17 protein-coding genes are annotated in these 17,358 nt (G+C 43.5%); 9 read left to right on the top strand and 8 right to left on the bottom strand.

The window, feature by feature from the left end:
* Window positions 1-267 precede the first annotated feature (267 nt).
* The 3 genes from nhaA to A7456_RS09965 all read left to right on the top strand — a co-directional run bounded on the left by nhaA (window position 268) and on the right by A7456_RS09965 (window position 2,602).
* Window positions 268-1,497, top strand: a complete 1,230-nt coding sequence (nhaA, locus tag A7456_RS09955; protein WP_066892361.1) for a Na+/H+ antiporter NhaA — start codon at window positions 268-270, stop codon at window positions 1,495-1,497.
* A 32-nt stretch (window positions 1,498-1,529) separates the two neighbouring features.
* Window positions 1,530-1,976, top strand: coding sequence for a hypothetical protein (locus A7456_RS09960; RefSeq protein WP_067010253.1), 447 nt, complete (start codon window positions 1,530-1,532; stop codon window positions 1,974-1,976).
* 137 nt (window positions 1,977-2,113) lie between these two features.
* On the top strand, window positions 2,114-2,602 hold the full coding sequence (locus tag A7456_RS09965; RefSeq protein WP_067010256.1) for a hypothetical protein: 489 nt from the start codon (window positions 2,114-2,116) through the stop codon (window positions 2,600-2,602).
* Between the two features lie 153 nt (window positions 2,603-2,755).
* Here the strand turns inward: A7456_RS09965 and A7456_RS09970 are convergent, their stop codons facing one another.
* Window positions 2,756-3,346: a hypothetical protein gene (locus A7456_RS09970; protein WP_067010259.1), complete on the bottom strand. Its 591-nt coding sequence runs from the start codon at window positions 3,344-3,346 to the stop codon at window positions 2,756-2,758.
* 125 nt (window positions 3,347-3,471) lie between these two features.
* Here A7456_RS09970 and aroE point away from each other — a divergent pair, with 125 nt between their 5' ends.
* The 5 genes from aroE (at window position 3,472) to A7456_RS09995 (ending at window position 8,617) form a co-directional block, all read left to right on the top strand.
* Entirely contained in the window at window positions 3,472-4,263 is a 792-nt protein-coding gene (gene aroE, locus A7456_RS09975) for a shikimate dehydrogenase (protein ID WP_067010262.1), read from the top strand.
* 208 nt (window positions 4,264-4,471) lie between these two features.
* The gene (locus A7456_RS09980) at window positions 4,472-6,292 is read left to right on the top strand and encodes an acyl-CoA dehydrogenase C-terminal domain-containing protein (protein WP_067010265.1); all 1,821 of its coding nucleotides are present in this window, start codon (window positions 4,472-4,474) and stop codon (window positions 6,290-6,292) included.
* 218 nt (window positions 6,293-6,510) lie between these two features.
* Window positions 6,511-7,347: an exodeoxyribonuclease III gene (locus A7456_RS09985; RefSeq protein ID WP_067010332.1), complete on the top strand. Its 837-nt coding sequence runs from the start codon at window positions 6,511-6,513 to the stop codon at window positions 7,345-7,347.
* A 294-nt stretch (window positions 7,348-7,641) separates the two neighbouring features.
* Window positions 7,642-7,836: a hypothetical protein gene (locus A7456_RS09990; protein ID WP_067010266.1), complete on the top strand. Its 195-nt coding sequence runs from the start codon at window positions 7,642-7,644 to the stop codon at window positions 7,834-7,836.
* A 31-nt stretch (window positions 7,837-7,867) separates the two neighbouring features.
* A complete protein-coding gene (locus A7456_RS09995) occupies window positions 7,868-8,617 on the top strand; it encodes a glutathione peroxidase (RefSeq protein WP_067010269.1) in 750 nt (249 codons plus the stop codon).
* Between the two features lie 71 nt (window positions 8,618-8,688).
* Here A7456_RS09995 and A7456_RS10000 read toward each other — a convergent pair whose 3' ends face one another.
* Together A7456_RS10000 and A7456_RS11020 are read right to left on the bottom strand one after the other, a co-directional pair.
* On the bottom strand, window positions 8,689-8,910 hold the full coding sequence (locus A7456_RS10000) for a hypothetical protein (RefSeq protein WP_079363908.1): 222 nt from the start codon (window positions 8,908-8,910) through the stop codon (window positions 8,689-8,691).
* A gap of 40 nt (window positions 8,911-8,950) precedes the next feature.
* Window positions 8,951-9,121 carry a helix-turn-helix domain-containing protein gene (locus tag A7456_RS11020; RefSeq protein ID WP_082995565.1) on the bottom strand — a complete coding sequence of 57 codons (171 nt, stop codon included), beginning with the start codon at window positions 9,119-9,121 and terminating at the stop codon, window positions 8,951-8,953.
* A gap of 247 nt (window positions 9,122-9,368) precedes the next feature.
* Between A7456_RS11020 and A7456_RS11495 the strand changes: the two genes are divergently transcribed.
* The gene (locus A7456_RS11495) at window positions 9,369-9,521 is read left to right on the top strand and encodes a hypothetical protein (RefSeq protein ID WP_156629003.1); all 153 of its coding nucleotides are present in this window, start codon (window positions 9,369-9,371) and stop codon (window positions 9,519-9,521) included.
* Between the two features lie 148 nt (window positions 9,522-9,669).
* Here A7456_RS11495 and A7456_RS10005 read toward each other — a convergent pair whose 3' ends face one another.
* The 5 genes from A7456_RS10005 to lnt form a co-directional block, all read right to left on the bottom strand.
* Window positions 9,670-10,836: an HlyD family type I secretion periplasmic adaptor subunit gene (locus tag A7456_RS10005; RefSeq protein ID WP_067010272.1), complete on the bottom strand. Its 1,167-nt coding sequence runs from the start codon at window positions 10,834-10,836 to the stop codon at window positions 9,670-9,672.
* An 11-nt stretch (window positions 10,837-10,847) separates the two neighbouring features.
* Window positions 10,848-13,058 (bottom strand): ATP-binding cassette domain-containing protein, encoded by a 2,211-nt coding sequence (locus tag A7456_RS10010; protein WP_082995566.1) that lies wholly within the window; start codon window positions 13,056-13,058, stop codon window positions 10,848-10,850.
* A gap of 113 nt (window positions 13,059-13,171) precedes the next feature.
* On the bottom strand, window positions 13,172-14,707 hold the full coding sequence (locus tag A7456_RS10015; RefSeq protein ID WP_067010278.1) for a TolC family protein: 1,536 nt from the start codon (window positions 14,705-14,707) through the stop codon (window positions 13,172-13,174).
* A 386-nt stretch (window positions 14,708-15,093) separates the two neighbouring features.
* Complete coding sequence (locus A7456_RS10020) at window positions 15,094-15,519, bottom strand: hypothetical protein (protein ID WP_067010281.1); 426 nt, start codon at window positions 15,517-15,519, stop codon at window positions 15,094-15,096.
* 168 nt (window positions 15,520-15,687) lie between these two features.
* The gene (gene lnt / locus A7456_RS10025; protein ID WP_067010283.1) at window positions 15,688-17,319 is read right to left on the bottom strand and encodes an apolipoprotein N-acyltransferase; all 1,632 of its coding nucleotides are present in this window, start codon (window positions 17,317-17,319) and stop codon (window positions 15,688-15,690) included.
* Window positions 17,320-17,358 lie beyond the last annotated feature (39 nt).

Below are 17,358 nucleotides of genomic sequence, written 5' to 3' on the forward strand. Positions count from 1 at the left end.
TTTTGGTTATGATGCACCATTTTAGAACAAATGGTCGGATTATTTTCACATCAGACACTTGCCTGCAAAGGCTTATGGTTACCGCTGTTCTGCTTAAAAAGCATATACCCTCTACTGTTTATATGGATATTTTTATGGTAAATACAAAATTTCAACACGCCTTATTAATTTTTATGATATATTTATAAGATTGATTTATTTTTATTTATAACTATTTTTTATAGTTATTTTGTTTTTATTCATCTACGTTTATAGGATAAGATAGTCATGCCAATGAGTCGCATAAAATCCTTTTTTGAGCTAGAAGCTGCTGGGGGCATTGTACTTGCCTTTGCTGCTGTGCTTGCCATGATGGTCGCCAATTCGCCCCTGTACGAGTTATACAACGCCTTTATTCACGCTCCTGTGGTGGTGCAAATTGGTCAGTTTGAAATTGCCAAAGATGCTCATCATTGGATTAATGACGGTCTGATGGCAGTATTTTTCTTTTTGGTGGGGCTAGAATTAAAACGTGAGGCCTTGATAGGAGAGCTCTCCGACATCAAGCAAATCATCTTACCTGCCATCTGTGCCATCGGTGGCATGATTGCCCCTGCTTTGGTCTACTATGGGCTAAACCATGGTGATGCCGAAGCCCTAAAAGGATGGGCAATCCCTGCCGCCACGGACATTGCCTTTGCCATTGGCGTGCTTAGTCTGCTTGGCAACAAAGTTCCCAACGCCTTAAAAGTGTTTTTGGTATCCATTGCCATCTTTGATGACATCGGAGCGATCATCATCATTGCCCTGTTCTACACATCCGAGTTATCACTGTTGTCGCTTGGGGTGGCGGCGGTGTGTTTGCCATTTTTATTTTTACTAAATCGCTTAAATGTTACCCGTCTAACGCCTTATTTACTCATCGGAGTCATCTTATGGGCTGCCATGTTAAAATCAGGCGTACATGCAACATTGGCAGGGGTACTTTTGGCGTTTTTCATTCCCTTAAAAAACAATGCTGACCCTGATCATTCGCCCCTAGAAGAGTTAGAACATGACCTGCATAATACCGTCGCTTTTGGTATCCTGCCTTTATTTGCCTTTGCCAATGCAGGCATCTCATTGGCTGGCACCAGCATGAGTGAACTCATGCATGGTGTGCCCATGGGGATTGCTTTGGGTTTGATTATCGGTAAGCAGATTGGCGTAATCATCCCTGTGCTTGTCGTTGTCAAGTTAGGTCTTGCCAAATTGCCCAAAGGCACCACTTTCATACAAATCTATGGCGTGTCCCTGCTTTGCGGTATTGGCTTTACCATGTCACTCTTTATCTCAGGGCTTGCCTTTGGGGGCATTCCTGATGAGTATGACCCACGTTTGGGTATTATCTTAGGTTCGCTTGTCTCAGGCATTATCGGCTATCTTATCTTACGTACTAATATCAAAGATGCCAACCACCCCACTCTCATCAAAAATGATGAGATGTATCTTGGGGTTGGCGAACCGCCCAAACACTAATCAACGACAAATCACCAATAAAAGCGGGCAACATGTCCGCTTTTTGCTGGTCGCTCTTTTCTTTTATCTGCGTTTATCATACAATAAACCGATCTTATTATTTTACCATTGCCATCATCAACCCATCATTTAAGGAACAGACCTCCATGTCGTATCGCACCGCCCTTGATTTGGCATCCGCCCTATCTGATACAGACAAGCTAAAACTTGCCCATCATCTGCTCGGACAGCTTATGCTCTCGCCTAAATCATCATCTGCCCCCACGCCCAAACTGCCACCATCTGCCGATTATGATTATTGCCTAGAACGGGTATTAAAAAGCAAGCCTAATCGCCTGCCTGCTCTACAAACATTTTTGGAGGCGATTTTTAGCTTTCGAGGCGGACAAGATGCCAATATTGATGACATCATCAAACGCTTAGAGTTAAACAAAATCATCAAAAAAGAGGGGGATAATGTGGTATATTTGGTTGATTAAAGTTTTTTACAAGTTTAGCATTATTTTGAAAAAATTTGTTACATATCTTACCGTCATTTCATATATAATAAGACGGTTAGATGGTTATACAAAACTGCTTTTTAACATTTATATTCATCCCTTGTAAGGAGATTGTTATGAAAAAATTATTAATTGCCACGGCGGTAGGTGCGTTAGTTTTGACAGGTTGTGCCACAAATACCCCAACCATGAATCAGCCCATCACTCAGCAGATGCACGGCGAACACGCCCACAAGCATGGCAATCATACCAACAATTCCCATCATGGTATTATATCAAAAACCTACACCTGCAATAATGATGCCAATGATGCCAACATTGTTGCACACTACAACCCTGATGCCAAAAAAGCCTTGCTTAACATCACCGCTTCTCAATTGGGTCTAAATGGTACTGATGTTGAGTTTAAAATTGCCCCCACGGATTCTACATCCAAATCTGGCTCTGGCATGCTGTTTATCAATGACGTCAATCCCAACTCAAAATACGAATGGCACACCAAAGGCAACATAGGCATGCTAGACATCACAACTGCTGATGGTTCGGTATATAGCCTAAGTTGTCAAAGCACCCTTCCCACGCATCATCATATTCACAGCCACTAAAAAAATCACGCATGAGACAAATGCTCTGCTTTGACCCAAAAAACGCATGAGCTTGGCTTGTGCGTTTTTGTAGTTCATATGGTTTGTTGGTCATAAAAGGCAGACACACCCCAAACCGCTCATCTTATTTGCCACTCATCTTAGTTGCATGGTTTATTTTTTCATGATAAGCTGACAGGTGTAATTGGCACATTCCGCCTTTAATATGCCATGTTTTTGTAGTAGCTCTGCCCCAACCATTTGCTCTGTCAGCATTTGCTCCAACACCGCTTTGCCATCATTGCCATACAAAGCCGTGGCAAGAGCGTAGGCTTTTTGGGCGTGGGCATAGCTTGCCTGCTTGATGGCATCGCTGTCTTTGGGATGGGCATAATACCACGTCAGCTCAAAGAGTTCATCTGACTCAATGACATATAACGGTGGCTCATGTGCTGATGTATGACTGTATTTATCCGCCATGACCCCATGAAAATCCAAAGCATCCGATTTGATGGCAGTTTGGGCGATGAATGTTTTGGCACGCTCAAACCGATCTTGTCCCATCTCGGTCATGATAGGCCAGGCTTGCCAACTTGCCACATCATAGACCACTTTTTTATAGACCTGTGGCTCGCCGTCATCTTGTATCACATCCTTGTGTGTGGTGGGACGAAAAAACAATACTAATGCCAATGCACAGGCAATGATAAACACCCAAATGATGGGGGCTTTTAAGAATTTTTTGGTAGGTGTTGTGTTGGTCATGGCTTATGATAAACTGGCAAAATGGATTGATTAAATCAATAAATGTATGCAAAATAATGGCGGTTATTGTAGCTGTTTTTGTGCCATTTTAACAGTTCTAATTTTTAAATTTATCAGGACACCACATGCAACATTTCATCGTCATTGGCAACCCCATTAGCCACTCAAAAAGCCCTGACATTCATACTGCCTTTGCTCGCTTGGTGGGGATTGATATTAGTTATAGATGCCAATTTTGCCCTGATGATTTTGACAGTCTTAGGGCGGTGATAGAAGCTTTTTTTAACGGTGGCGGTGTGGGGGCGAATGTAACCTTGCCCTTTAAAGAAATGACGTTTGACATCTGCCAAGAAGTCGGCACATTAAGCGAATACGCCAAAAACGCAGGGGCGGTAAACACGCTTGCCCTAAAAAATGGCACGCTCTTTGGCGACAACACAGATGGTCAAGGACTGGTGGCGGATTTGGTGAACCATGGTGTGGATTTATACAACAAAAAGGTCGCCATACTTGGGGCAGGTGGAGCAACTCGGGGGGTTATTTTACCACTGGTTCAACGTGGTGCCAGAGTATCAGTTTTTAACCGTACACCATCAAAAGCCCACATACTTGCCCAAAATTTCATCACGCAAGGCATTACCATAAATGCCCACGCCTTGGATGATTTGACAGGACATTTTGACGTGATTATCAATGCCACATCCGCCACAACCACAGGGCAAACGCTGGATTTGGGTGATGTATCGGCTGATGTGGCTTATGACATGATGTATGGCAAGCCGTCTGCTTTTTTAAAGCATTTTCATCACGCTGAGCAGATAGATGGCATGGGCATGCTCATCAATCAAGCTCGCTTATCCTTTGAACTTTGGACAGGACGGACGGTAGATTTGGATAAAGTGATGCCCAATTTATAATTAATTTTTATAAAAAAATTAGAAATTTATGAAAAATCGTTATTTTTAACACAAAAGCCCCATCACAAATCTCAAAATAAGGTATAGTAACAATAAGGTATAGTAACAAAATGACGTTCTAATACACAATTACACTTATATTGACTTGAACTTGACTTGTAATTATTGTCTACGCATTACCCATCTACCATCACAAAGGAGCTGTATCATGCTGACGTACAAAGCCCCCCTACGGGACATTAAATTTCTCATCAATGAAGTTTTTGACTATCCTGGCCACTACCAAACCTTTGAACATGGCAAAAATGCCGACAGCGAAACCGTTGCCATGATTTTAGAGGGTTTTGCTGATTTGGCTCAAAATGTCATCGCCCCCTTATATCAGTCAGGTGATGCCGAAGGTTGTCATTTTGAAGATGGCAAAGTTAGCACACCCAAAGGCTTTAAAGAAGCGTACCAGCAATTTGCACAAGGGGGCTGGCAAGGCATTTCCTATCCTGAACAGTATGGTGGTATGGGTCTGCCAATGTCTCTTAATCTCATCAAATCAGAAATGCTTGGTACTGCCAACTGGTCATTTGCCATGTATCCGGGGTTATCGCTTGGAGCGGTCAATACCATTTTAGAATACGGCACGACCGAGCAAAAAGACCTATACCTACCTAAGCTCGTTACTGGCGAGTGGTCTGGCACCATGTGTCTGACCGAATCCCAGTGTGGTACTGACCTAAACCAAATGAAAACCTCCGCCAAACCCAATGATGATGGCACTTATCTTATTAATGGTTCTAAGATTTTCATCAGTGCAGGTGAACATGACCTAACTGATAATATCGTGCATGTCGTTTTGGCACGCCTGCCCGATGCTCCTGCTGGCACAAAAGGCATTTCGTTATTTATCGTACCAAAATTCTTAGCTGACAATGATGGCAACATGGGCAAACGCAATGGTGTCAGCTGTGGTTCTATTGAACATAAAATGGGCATTCGTGCATCAGCGACGTGCGTACTTAACTTTGACAACGCCACAGGTTATCTCATTGGCGAACCAAATAAAGGACTAAAAGCAATGTTCACCTACATGAACACCGCTCGTGTCGGTACAGGCATTCAGGGTCTGGCACACATGGAACTTGCCTTTCAAAACTCACTGCCTTATGCCAAAGAACGCCGTTCTATGCGTGCTTTATCTGGCACCAAAGAACCCAACAAGCCTGCTGATGCCATTCATCATCACGCCGATGTCCGCCGTATGCTATTAACCCAAAAGGCATTTACCGAGGGGGCAAGAAGCATGATTTATCATGTTGGGCGTTATTCGGATAAACTGGCAGATGCGACCGTGCGTGGCGATAAAAAAGAAATTGCACGTTGGGAGGACAAAATGGGCTTTTTTACACCTGTATTAAAAGGCTTTTTGACCGAAATCGCCCAAGAATCTGTAAAAAATGGCTTACAAATCTTTGGCGGTCATGGTTATATCAAAGAATGGGGCATGGAACAAATCGCTCGTGATGCTCGTATTGCCACATTATACGAAGGCACAACAGGCATACAAGCTCTGGACTTACTCGGTCGCAAGGTGCTACTACATGGTGGCGGTAAAGTGGTGCGTGATTATACCGCCAGTATCATGAAATGGTGTGGCGATTATGCTTTGGATAAAGACATGCGTAAGTACGTTTGGGCATTGACCAAACTGTGTGCTGAATGGAATGCTCTGACCTTGCGTCTTGCCATTACCGCCAAACGCAAAAACCGTGAAATCATCTCAGCGGCGTCCGATGACTATCTCATGTACTCAGGCTATGTGATGATGGCATACCACTGGGCAAGAATGGCAAGTGTTGCTCTTGATAAGATGAAAAATGGCGGTGAACAGCCCCATGAATTTTATCTTGCCAAAACACAGACGGCAGAGTTTTACTTTGATAAAATCCTACCACGCACGAGTGGGCTTGCTGACAGCATGACCACATCAAGCGAGGTGATGACCGAGATGGACATTGAACATTTTATCATCGATTGACAACTGATTAATGGCTGATGATTTTCACACATCACCAAAAACCACTCAGTAAATGAGTGGTTTTTATTTGACCTTATTAATAAATTGACACAGATGGTCATGGTATTTTGTGGTAAAATCACCCTTTTATAAAACCAATGACAATCATGACCAACGCCAATTCTCTACACCCCAATCCACAAGCCCCAACCGCCCTAAATCCCAAGCCCAACGACATAATACCCCCAAAATCCATCCACACCATCAAGCATGGCAACAAACATGTTCTAAGAGTGGTATCTATTAATGTCAATGGATTAAGGGCATCTGAGAAAAAAGGGCTGTTTGATTTTATCATCAAATCAGACGCAGACGTCATCTGTATGCAAGAGACGAGACTCACGCACGAACAATGGACGGATAAATTTAAGCCTGTGGGTTATCATACTCATTTGTTCCCTGCCGAGCGAGCGGGATATGCAGGGGTGGCGATTTATAGTAAATTGCCCTTTGTCCCAACAGATGGTCTGGGTTTTGAGATTGCCGATACACAGGGGCGGTTTAGCTGTGGGCGGTTTGATTTGAGTGAATGGGGACTTGATACGCCTGTGCATATTGCATCTTTGTATTTGCCATCTGGTTCATCAGGTGATGATGCTCAGGCTCGCAAAGATGAATTTTTGGAAAAATACAAAACCATATTAAAACGCTGGCGAGATGACAATAAATCCATCATCATCTGTGGCGATTATAATATCGTGCATAAACGCATTGACATCAAAAACTGGCCTGGCAACCAAAAAGCATCTGGCTGTCTGCCCCATGAACGGGCGTGGCTTGACCATATTTATGATGAGCTTGGTTATGTGGATACATTTCGGGTGGTGCGAGATGACAGCGACATCTATTCATGGTGGTCAAATCGCGGGCAAGCCCGTGCCAAAAACGTGGGCTGGCGTATAGATTATCACGTCTGTTCACCCGACTGGATGGCTCGTACGCTGGGGGCATGGGTCTATCGTGATGCGTGGTATTCTGACCACGCCCCTGTGGTTGTGGATTATGTGATTGGGTAGGTAGGTACATTGTTCAGTTAAGAATAAAAAATTGAGACAACGTTGGGGAAAATGATATTTGTCCCAATACGGCATTTGATTTGAGCGAATATTTTTACCCCCACATGTCAGATTTTATGTTTTAATTTTATATTATAGCAAATTAATACCAATTCACGCCAACTCCATATTTTTTAATAAGGATTTTGTAGGGTTGCGTAACATGCACCTTTTAAATGAAAAATCTTATTGGTGCGTGATACGCACCCTGTCGCCAATGGGTTTATTTTGAAGTTAATTTTACAGGGAGAAAAAATGAGCGATGATTTTTACAAAGAACTGTATGCGTCCGCCCAAGAAGCCCTAGCCATTGCCAAGGGCGAGATTGAGCCAAGCCGTGTTTTCACTTATGAACGTCCCAACGCCAAAGCCAATTACAATTTATTCACAAACTCAATATCCGCCCAAAAACCTTGCAAAATTGGCAAAATCCACAAAAATTCTGTATAATGGGTTAAATCTATTTTTTAGGAGAAATGCAATGGCATTTAAAGAGATGGTTGGGCAAAAAGTCCCAAATGTAACTTTTCACACCCGTCAAGACGGCGAGTGGGTTGATGTTACCACTGATGAGCTGTTTGACGGCAAAAAAGTCGTGCTGTTTAGCCTGCCAGGGGCATTTACGCCAACCTGCTCATCCATGCATCTGCCCCGCTACAATGAACTGTATGGCGAATTTAAAAAGTTGGGTGTGGATGACATCATCTGCGTGTCGGTCAATGACACCTTTGTCATGAACGCATGGCAAGACGACCAAGACTGTGCTAACATTACCATCATCCCAGATGGTAATGGCGAATTCACAGATGCCATGGGGCGACTTGTAGATAAAGAGGAGCTGGGTTTTGGCAAACGTTCATGGCGTTATTCTATGCTTGTGGATGATGGCGTGATTGTCAAAATCTTTGACGAACCCCAAAAAGACGGCGACCCTTTTGAGGTCTCAGATGCTGACACCATGATTAAATACCTAAATCCTAAATGGACAGACAAGCCATCTGTGGCGATCATCTCAAAAGAGGGTTGTCCGTTTTGCATGAAAGCCAAAGAAGCTCTAACAGCTCGTGGCGTAACATACGAGGAGCTGGTGCTTGGGCGTGACATCACCACAACAGCAGTACGTGCCATGACAGGGCATGAGACCGTGCCACAGGTCTTTGTCGGTGGTAAGCACATTGGCGGTTCGGAGGATTTGGAAAAATATCTGACGAGCGGTGAGTGTGTACTCTAATTAGCACCCATTAGAAATATCAAAAACGTGGCACAAATGCCACGTTTTTTATTGGTTAAGTTTGGTGGGGTTTATTGATTGGTTTGTTGAGTATTTAATAAATTGAGCATTTGTTTTAATAAGGCGTTTTCTTGTTTTAATTGTTCAATGATTTCATCTTTATGGGTGATAATAAGTTGCATTTTTTCATTATCATGTTTTAATTCTTGTTCGTTGATAGATTGTTGATTGCCATGATAAATAATTGCCCCATTGTTTAAATTTTCATTGGTACAATTTTCATTAATCAACAAAAACACACCATTATCATTATTATGAATTAATTTGGTAACATCAATATTTAAAATTTGGGCGATTTGTTGAATGCGGTCTAGGCTTAATTTGGTTTTTGCCTGATTCTATTTTTGAGTAAGCTTGTGGGGTCAAATCAAGACGTTCTGCCATTTGCTCTTGGGAGATTTTTTGCTGGGTGGAAATGGCTCGGATTTTGTCTTGGGTTTTCATAAATCAACTTTTGGTGGAATTTTTCAACAAATGGTTAGTGGTGATGGTTTTATTTTTTGATTATAATACAAAGTAGGCAATAAATCAATTTCTAAGGAGAACATTTATGGCAAAAGGCAAAAAGTGTCCATCGTGTGGCAACTACACGATGCATGAAAAAAGACCAAACTACTGGTATTGTTCTAATTGTGGTGCAACCACCTTTGGCAATGGTCGTTTTATTTTTGTTCAAATTTAGGATAACGTCATGGGGATTTTTTCAGCAATAGGCAATTTGATTATACAGGCTGGCAATAATGCTAGTAAACTACATCAAGAAATTAAAGTTTATACGGAAGATTACCGCAATGAAAGTGATGAGTTTTTAAAAAAGAAGCTAAAAAATGGTTACGGTGCTTAAAAATACGCAGCCGCAAATGTTTTAAAGGAACGTGGTTATGGCTCACAAAATCTTAGTGAATAGACGATTTCTAAAAAAACGGCAACACTACTATTTTTAATATTCAATACTTTCAAAAAACGTGGCACAAAAGCCACGTTTTTTGGTGCTATCGCTCACCCAGACCTTCGGACAATGTCTTGGTAATTGGCTTGGTCAAATAAGACAATACCGTGCGTTCCATTGCCTTGATGTCCACACTGGCGGTCATGCCCGGTTTGATGATAATCTCATCTTCACGAGCCGCTACCTGAGCCCCTTCTATGCGAATCTGCACACGATAATAGGGTTTATCGCCTTGTGGGGTTTTCTCCATGAGCGTGTCTGGACTGATATAGATAACCTCGCCATTCATCGCCCCAAAGATAGAATAATCATAAGCATCCAATTTAACACTGGCAGTCTGTCCCTCTTTGACATAGGCAATATCCACAGGTCTCACCTTTGCCTCCACCACCAAATCACTGCTGGTCGGAAGCAGCTGCATGATGGTATCGCCTGATCGCACCACACCACCAATGGTCGTTACGGCGATATTATTCACTTTACCATCCACAGGAGCAAATAGGCGTTTTTCTTCTAGTACCTGAGCTCTGTCTCTTAGCTGTTCGGTTTCAGATTCTAGCTCTTCTTGGGCTTTGGTCAGCTCGGTTTGAGCATCTTCAAAGTATTTGTTGCGTTTGTTGGTAATCTGTGCCTCGATGTCCGCCACTTGACGACGAAGTCTGATCACGTCCGCCTGACTGACATCACCATGTGCCAGCAGTGGTTCGTTCATGGCAAGTTCTCGCTTGGCAAGTTCTAGCATTTTTTGTAATGATGCCACATCTTGGGTAATGGCTTGACGGCGACGATTGTATAGCTCGGTTTGGTTTTGGACGTATTCAGCATACTTTTGTATCTCTTCTGGAAAATTTAATGGACGGTCAAAAATCTCCGCCTCCAAACGTGCTACTCTTGCTCGCAGTGCTGCTACTTTGGTTGCTGAATTGTCCAGTGCTGCTTTGGCACGCTCTTCTTCTAATATCGCCAATAAATCGCCTTTTTTGACATCATCGCCCTCTTTGACCAAAAGTTCTGATACCACGCCATTATCGGTTGCCTGAATCTCTTGGGTGCGGTCAGATGCGATAACAGTCGCCTGAGCTCTGGTAACCTGGTCAATCTTGGCAAATGATGCCCATGTAATAAGAACAATGATGACTGCCAGTGCCACCCAAATGATTATGCTGGGCTTACTGCGTGATTTTGCTTTTTGATAGTTTTTTTGACTCACAGTATCTCCCTTTATGGTTGATTGGGTGTATTAGGATTGATATCTATACTTTGTGTGGTATCGCCCTGTTCCACTTTTTTCATGGCATCTTTGGCATTTTGTTCATTTTGGATAAGTCGTGATAATACCGCCTGCTTAGGCCCATCCATGACCACTTTACCATCTGCCATGATGATGATACGATTGACCAAAGCCAGTAGCCCCATCTTGTGCGTTGAGACGATGAGTGTCTTGGTGGGATCTTGGAGTTCTTGGGAGAGCACTTGCAAGCACTGATTTTCTTGCATGTTATCCATGGATGCTGTCGGTTCATCCAGTAGCCACACCGATGGCTTGGTTAGCACCAAACGAGTAAAGGCAACCAGTTGTTTTTGTCCGCCTGACAGACCTTTGCCCCCTTCGCTGATGGGCAAATCTAAACCACTAGAATGCCCTGACACTAAGCGGATAAGTCCTGTGCGATGTAGTGCTTGTCTGATGACATCGTCAGATGGGGCAGGCATGCCAATCAGTAAATTCTCACGAAGCGTTCCTTGAAAGAGACGATGGTCTTGTTGCAGATAACCTACCTGCTCACTCATCGATTCACGGCTGATATGAGCGATGTCTAGCCCATCTAACAGCACATGACCGCTTGTGGGCATATATAACCCTGATAGGATTTTTAATAAAGTGGATTTGCCAGAGCCGATAGAGCCTAATATTGCCACACGCTCGCCTGCTTTGATTTCCAACTGTTCAATGCTGATGGCATTGCGTTCATTGCCTGTATAGTTAAAGGTCATGTTATTGCATTGATACCAGCCATGAATGCGAGATGGGGCAAGCGGATGAGCAACATTGTTATTGTCTTGTTCTAATGCAAAAAGCCTTTCAATATTGACTTTGGCGGCTTTTGCGTGTGAATACTGTACCAGCAAGTTTGGGGCGTTCATGATGGGAGCAAGAATACGGCCGCCCAAAATGGTACAAGCAATCAAACCACCAATGGTCATGCCCTGCGACATCACCACAAACGCCCCTGTAATGACAATCCCCACATAGCTGATTTGTTGGAGCATTTGTACGCTATAATTTAGGTTGTCATTGGCATGACGCATTTTTAGGTCATTATCAATGGTCTCGCCTGTTACATTTAGCCATTTAGATAAGAATTTCCAATTACCAGAACCTGCCTTGATGGTCTCCATACCCTCAACCGTCTCTACCAAAATTCCTGTTTTTAGATAGGAAGCCGTGGCATTTTGGGCAGATATTTTATCAATCTTTTTGCGACCAGACAGACCCAATGTAATGCCAATCACCGCAGCAATGAGTGGAATGATGGCAATGATGGGCGAGCCGATGACCGCAATCAAGATGATGAACAAAATACTCATCGGAATATCAACAAGCGTAAAGAGTGTGCTTGCTGTAAAAAACGAACGCACCTGTTCATAGCCACGAAGCTGGGCTGCCAGTGAACCAACCGAGCTTGGCATTTTGTCCACACGCACCGCCAACAATCGCTCAAAGATATTTCTTGACAAAACCTCATCAACCCCAATAACCATCTTATCCATGACTTTGGAGCGAGCAAATTTCATCATCGCCTCAAAGATAATCATCAAGCCCACGCCCGATGCTAGGATAATCAATGTGTGCTGGCTGTTGGTTGGGATAACACGGTCATAGACCTGCATGGAAAATAACGAGACAGCAAGGGCAAGCAAGTTGATGATAAAAGATGCCACAACTGCTTCTATTACAACACGCTTATGCTCTGTCAGATTTTGTATCAAAAGTTCGTGAAAGCCAATTTTTTTGTCAGCGACCAGTTTGTCTGAGACACGAATTTTTGCCACAAAATCCAAATCCGAGCCCTGACAACTCACTCTGCCTTGGATGCTCTCAAAAATCCAGTTGAGACCGTATTTTTGTACAATACGACCATAACCCAACCTTTGATGGTAAGCAAGCAGGGGCATATAAGCGGCGTCTGGTTCATCCATAACGTCGGGCTCATCTACAATGCCCAGTATGTCAAGCAAATGGGTTAATCGCTCTTCATGGTCATCAAAGCCTGACACACGAACAAGTGCGGTATCTAGGCGATTTTTATCCACAGTTATGCCCACATCTTTTAACAGCTCAAATACCGCCACGCCCAAAGCGTTATTGTTGGTGTATTGTTTTGGCAGTTGTTCGTTATTGGGGTTGTCAGTGGTTTGGTGTAACGACATCAGTTATCCTTGGCTTGTCATATGTTTAAACACGACAATATTTGATAAATACATTTGATAAATACAAAAAAACTCATCACAACATGAGATGCTTAAAAACGACGTTCATCCATCTACCAGACTAGTTCATCCATTTGTATGCCCTCACCATCAATGATATGCTCTATTTGAACATCTGATGGTGTCTGACCCATCGTGCCATCATTGATCATATCTGACTTGCTTGGCTCATCGGTTTCACGAGGTGGCTCTATCCATAAATCCTGCTGATTGACAAAACTGTCATCGGCGGTTGGCACTTGTGTCATCTGCACCACTGGCAGAGTACGGCTCTTGTGCCATGCCAAAAACGTGCGATAAGGGCGAAATTCACTGACGGGTGTATGAATGGTGTGATGCTCCAACTGCCAATCCATCGCTCCAAAGTCTACTTGTAGCTTATAAAAACTTGCCACCATCTGACTTTGGACTTCTAGTAGTTGCTGTTCATATTGGGTATGTTCACGCACAGCATTTAGCACCTCAAGCCATGATTTTCTCCCTGCAATGAACTGACGACCGTATGAGTCTACTACCAACTTTGCCCCATCAATGGCAAGTTTAATGGAACGCTCCTTATCCCTTGATGAGATAAACTCTTGGTATTGGGTTTGTAGACTCTCCATGACCACCCGCCTTGTCGCCTCTTGGGTTTGGGTCAGACTTATGGCACGAGCATTGGCAGCACGAGTTAGGGCAAGTGATGAAAAACCTGCCCCTGGGTCATAAGACATGCCCAGCGAAAATTTACCATCATTTTTGTTATTCTTATGCTCAAAGGTGTGTTGATATTGGGCATAGACGTTAGGATAACGCCCTGCCGCTTGGGCTTTTGCTTCTTGTTTGGCAGCTTCCACCTGAAAATGCTGACGCACGACACTGGGATGATGACCGCCCATATTGTCAAACACCTGCATCTCAAAATTTATTGACTGTGCTTTGACATAGTCCGTCAAGGACTTCATGGTGATGTTATATTTTTTCTCACCCAGCGTCTCACCAATAAGCTGTGAGAGTCTGGCAGCGGCAACTCGCTCTTGTTCTATGGCATTTTGTTGTGAATTTTGGTCTTGATAGATGCGATTTTTTACCAAATCCAGTTCAATCTTAGCTGAAACACCCTGTGCCACACGACGTTCCATCATCGCCTCAAACTCGTTTAGACGTGCCAAACTGTCAGCGTATAACTCTTGCAAGGCAACAGCATAGATATAGCCACGCCAAACATCAATGGTATTTTTGGCAACGGTATTTTGCTGTTCAAACACATGGGCACTGGCGGCTTTATTGTCATACATGCTTTGGTTAATCTGTGCTGTCAATCGCCCGCCCGTCCATAGTGGCTGACGGATGGCAACTGTACTTATCAATCCATCATTTTTGTCATGTCCCACACTCATTGTTGGAGTTGGTAGCATGCCCAATTTGGCAGCACGCACACCCTCAGCTGATGCCATCTCATCTGCTTTGGCAGCATTAACCAAAGGGTGTGTTTGCGTAGCACGAAGTAGCAGTGCATCTAGGTCTAGCGGATTAATATTTGCCAAAACAAAGGTAGGCATGAGTACCAGTCCACAAAGCACGCGTTTTTTTAGATAGTAAAAGCTCATCAAAAAGTCCAATTACTCACACTCATCACAATAATAAGCAAAGGTTATACCAACGTGAACACCGTTTTGGTTTTATTAACATCATTGTATACAAAATTGACCGAATCTTTCAGGTGGTTTGGTCTGTGGCTTATCTTGCATGCGTCATTTTGAGCATTTTTGTGGGATTATTTTAATACATTTAGTCACTCACCATGTGTCAGTATGGTAATGAAGCTGTCTTATTCATGGCATAAATTCACAGGCTTAGGACAACAGATAAAACCAATAAATGGGTCTGCAAGTTAAGATTTGGCTAAATTTAACATCATAATAACAAATGTTGGCAAAAAATGCTCTAAACTTTGGATAAAAACCCTATTTAATGATAAATAAGGTTTTTCAAATCACTGGGTGGTTTTTTCTGTATCAGCATCACCAGTTGTTATATCACTGGCAACAGGTTGATCCTCCACTGGCTTTTCTTGGACAGGTGTTTGGGCATCGCCCTTTGAATCAGCAACTTGCTCGGCGGCTTCTTGCTCGGATGCACCGCTGGCGGCGGTATCAGAGGTTGCATCAGGAGCGGTTGCTACTGCCACAGCTTCGGCCTTTTGGGCATCGGTGGGGTTATCTTCTTGTTGGATAAGCTCTTCTAAGGCTCTGCCTGCGGGTGTGGCTGAGACGGTTGCAGGCTCATGGTTGCCCGCTGGACGTAGCCATGCAAAAACAGCAATACCACCGATAAGAATCAAAAACAGAACCACGCCGATCAAAGCATGGATGATCTCTTTGGTTGGGTTATTGTCAGAAGCGTCGTGTGCGTGTGCCATAAATCACCTGTCGTGTTGATGGGTTTGATTTAACCATTTATTTGAGCGTTTAATGATGAAGTGTTTACAATGTTTTTAAATTTAAATAAATTTTTCTTTATTATATACCAATTTTTACCATTTTGTACAATACCCATTAAAATTATAGGTAATTTTTATATTTTGCGGTCAGTCTCGCACGCCATCACCTTGATAATACAACTCATGACTGGCATCATAGCGATTTTGGCGTCTGACGATAACACTCAGTGCGATGAGTAAAAAGCACAATGCCAATATCGGATAACTGCCCCATCGCATAAAAGGTGTCGTCCCTGTCATCATCAGTACCTCCCCACGCAACACCGTTGGCACAAAAGAAGGTGCTTGACTGACGATACGTCCCTTATCATCAATAAATGCCGTAACCCCCGTATTGGTTGCTCGTGCAAACCAACGCCCTGTCTCTATGCTTCGCATTTGCACCATTTGTAGATGCTGTAAAGGGCCTGCACTTGTGCCAAACCACGCATCATTTGAGACAGTCAAGAGAAATTGGGTGTCTTTGGCATTTTTACGAGTGGTGTCAGGATATGCCACCTCATAGCACACCGCCGGCCCCATGGGCTGATTTTTGACCAACAGTGGTTTTTGGGTATCATCACCACGACTATAACTCATCATGTTTTGCATGCCTGCCAAATCAGGCAAAATATTTAGCATCCCCTCAAAGGGAACATACTCGCCAAAGGGAACAAGATTTTGTTTTTTATACAAACCATCACTGTCCTGACCCAACACCAACACACTATTATATAGGTGTGGGTAATCACGCTTGGCAGGATTGTAATTTTCTATGTCCTTATAAGGAATGCCCATGACCCACGTTGCCCCTTGCGTTTGGGCATGAGCATACATGTCATGGATGAATGTCCATGCTTCATCTTGAAACATAGGAATGGATGCCTCAGGCCACACCACAACATCTTGCCCCCATTCACTCTTTGATAATTGGGCATAGATATTTAGTGTCTCATGGCGATACTCGGTCAGCCATTTTAAATCTTGGGGGATATTGCCCTGCACAAGTGAGATGGACAATTTATCTGCTGTGGGTGTTGTCCATTTGGGGGCGATGAACCACATCAGTACGGCAAATAACACCAAAAAAACACTGATGCACAAAAATCCCAATTTTTGGCGAAACACCTCTACCACACTCGCCCCAAACAGTACCGCCACAAAGCTGATGGCAAACACTCCAAATATCGGTGCCAAGGAGGTTAGCCATGCCAAATCGGTAAAAGCATAACCGACAAATAACCACGGAAATCCTGTCAATAACCACGTCTTTGTCCACTCTTGTATCACCCACAAAGATGCAAATGCCAACGGCTGGCGACCCATAAAACGCACAAAGACCCATGCCATGACCGCATGAAACAGCCCCATGATACATGCCATGACCGCTATCATGATAAGGGCAAGCCACATCGCAATATTGCCATATTCATGAATGGAGGTATACAACCAAAATGCCCCCACTGCCCAAAGCCCAAACCCATACGCCTGCCCCATCCAAAACGCACGCCCTGCCCCATCTTCGCTGACAAGACAAGCATACAGTACCATGGGTGAGAATATCGCCAACACCCAAAGCTTATAAGGGGCAAGCGACAACGAAAACATCGCTCCTGCCATTAGGCACAGCACAATGGCAATAATAAGTGGCAAGCGTTTTTTTGTGGTGATTTTTTGGTAAGTGGCACGTCTGGCAATGCCGATGGTGGGTGTGCTAACAGAGATGGCTTGATGGGTCATGGCAAAGGGTAAGGTAAAATCTTAGGCAAATAGGTGCTT

Source organism: Moraxella nonliquefaciens, assembly GCF_001679005.1.
Lineage (GTDB): Bacteria > Pseudomonadota > Gammaproteobacteria > Pseudomonadales > Moraxellaceae > Moraxella > Moraxella nonliquefaciens.

Excerpts from the sequence above, each read along its gene's own strand:
- nhaA (WP_066892361.1), top strand. The coding sequence starts at position 268 with ATGCCAATGAGTCGCATAAAATCCTTTTTTGAGCTAGAAGCTGCTGGG.
- A7456_RS09960 (WP_067010253.1), top strand. The coding sequence starts at position 1,530 with ATGTCCGCTTTTTGCTGGTCGCTCTTTTCTTTTATCTGCGTTTATCAT.
- A7456_RS09965 (WP_067010256.1), top strand. The coding sequence starts at position 2,114 with ATGAAAAAATTATTAATTGCCACGGCGGTAGGTGCGTTAGTTTTGACA.
- A7456_RS09970 (WP_067010259.1), bottom strand. The coding sequence starts at position 3,346 with ATGACCAACACAACACCTACCAAAAAATTCTTAAAAGCCCCCATCATT.
- aroE (WP_067010262.1), top strand. The coding sequence starts at position 3,472 with ATGCAACATTTCATCGTCATTGGCAACCCCATTAGCCACTCAAAAAGC.
- A7456_RS09980 (WP_067010265.1), top strand. The coding sequence starts at position 4,472 with ATGCTGACGTACAAAGCCCCCCTACGGGACATTAAATTTCTCATCAAT.
- A7456_RS09990 (WP_067010266.1), top strand. The coding sequence starts at position 7,642 with ATGAGCGATGATTTTTACAAAGAACTGTATGCGTCCGCCCAAGAAGCC.
- A7456_RS09995 (WP_067010269.1), top strand. The coding sequence starts at position 7,868 with ATGGCATTTAAAGAGATGGTTGGGCAAAAAGTCCCAAATGTAACTTTT.
- A7456_RS11020 (WP_082995565.1), bottom strand. The coding sequence starts at position 9,121 with ATGAAAACCCAAGACAAAATCCGAGCCATTTCCACCCAGCAAAAAATC.
- A7456_RS11495 (WP_156629003.1), top strand. The coding sequence starts at position 9,369 with ATGGGGATTTTTTCAGCAATAGGCAATTTGATTATACAGGCTGGCAAT.
- A7456_RS10010 (WP_082995566.1), bottom strand. The coding sequence starts at position 13,058 with ATGTCGTTACACCAAACCACTGACAACCCCAATAACGAACAACTGCCA.
- A7456_RS10015 (WP_067010278.1), bottom strand. The coding sequence starts at position 14,707 with ATGAGCTTTTACTATCTAAAAAAACGCGTGCTTTGTGGACTGGTACTC.
- A7456_RS10020 (WP_067010281.1), bottom strand. The coding sequence starts at position 15,519 with ATGGCACACGCACACGACGCTTCTGACAATAACCCAACCAAAGAGATC.
- lnt (WP_067010283.1), bottom strand. The coding sequence starts at position 17,319 with ATGACCCATCAAGCCATCTCTGTTAGCACACCCACCATCGGCATTGCC.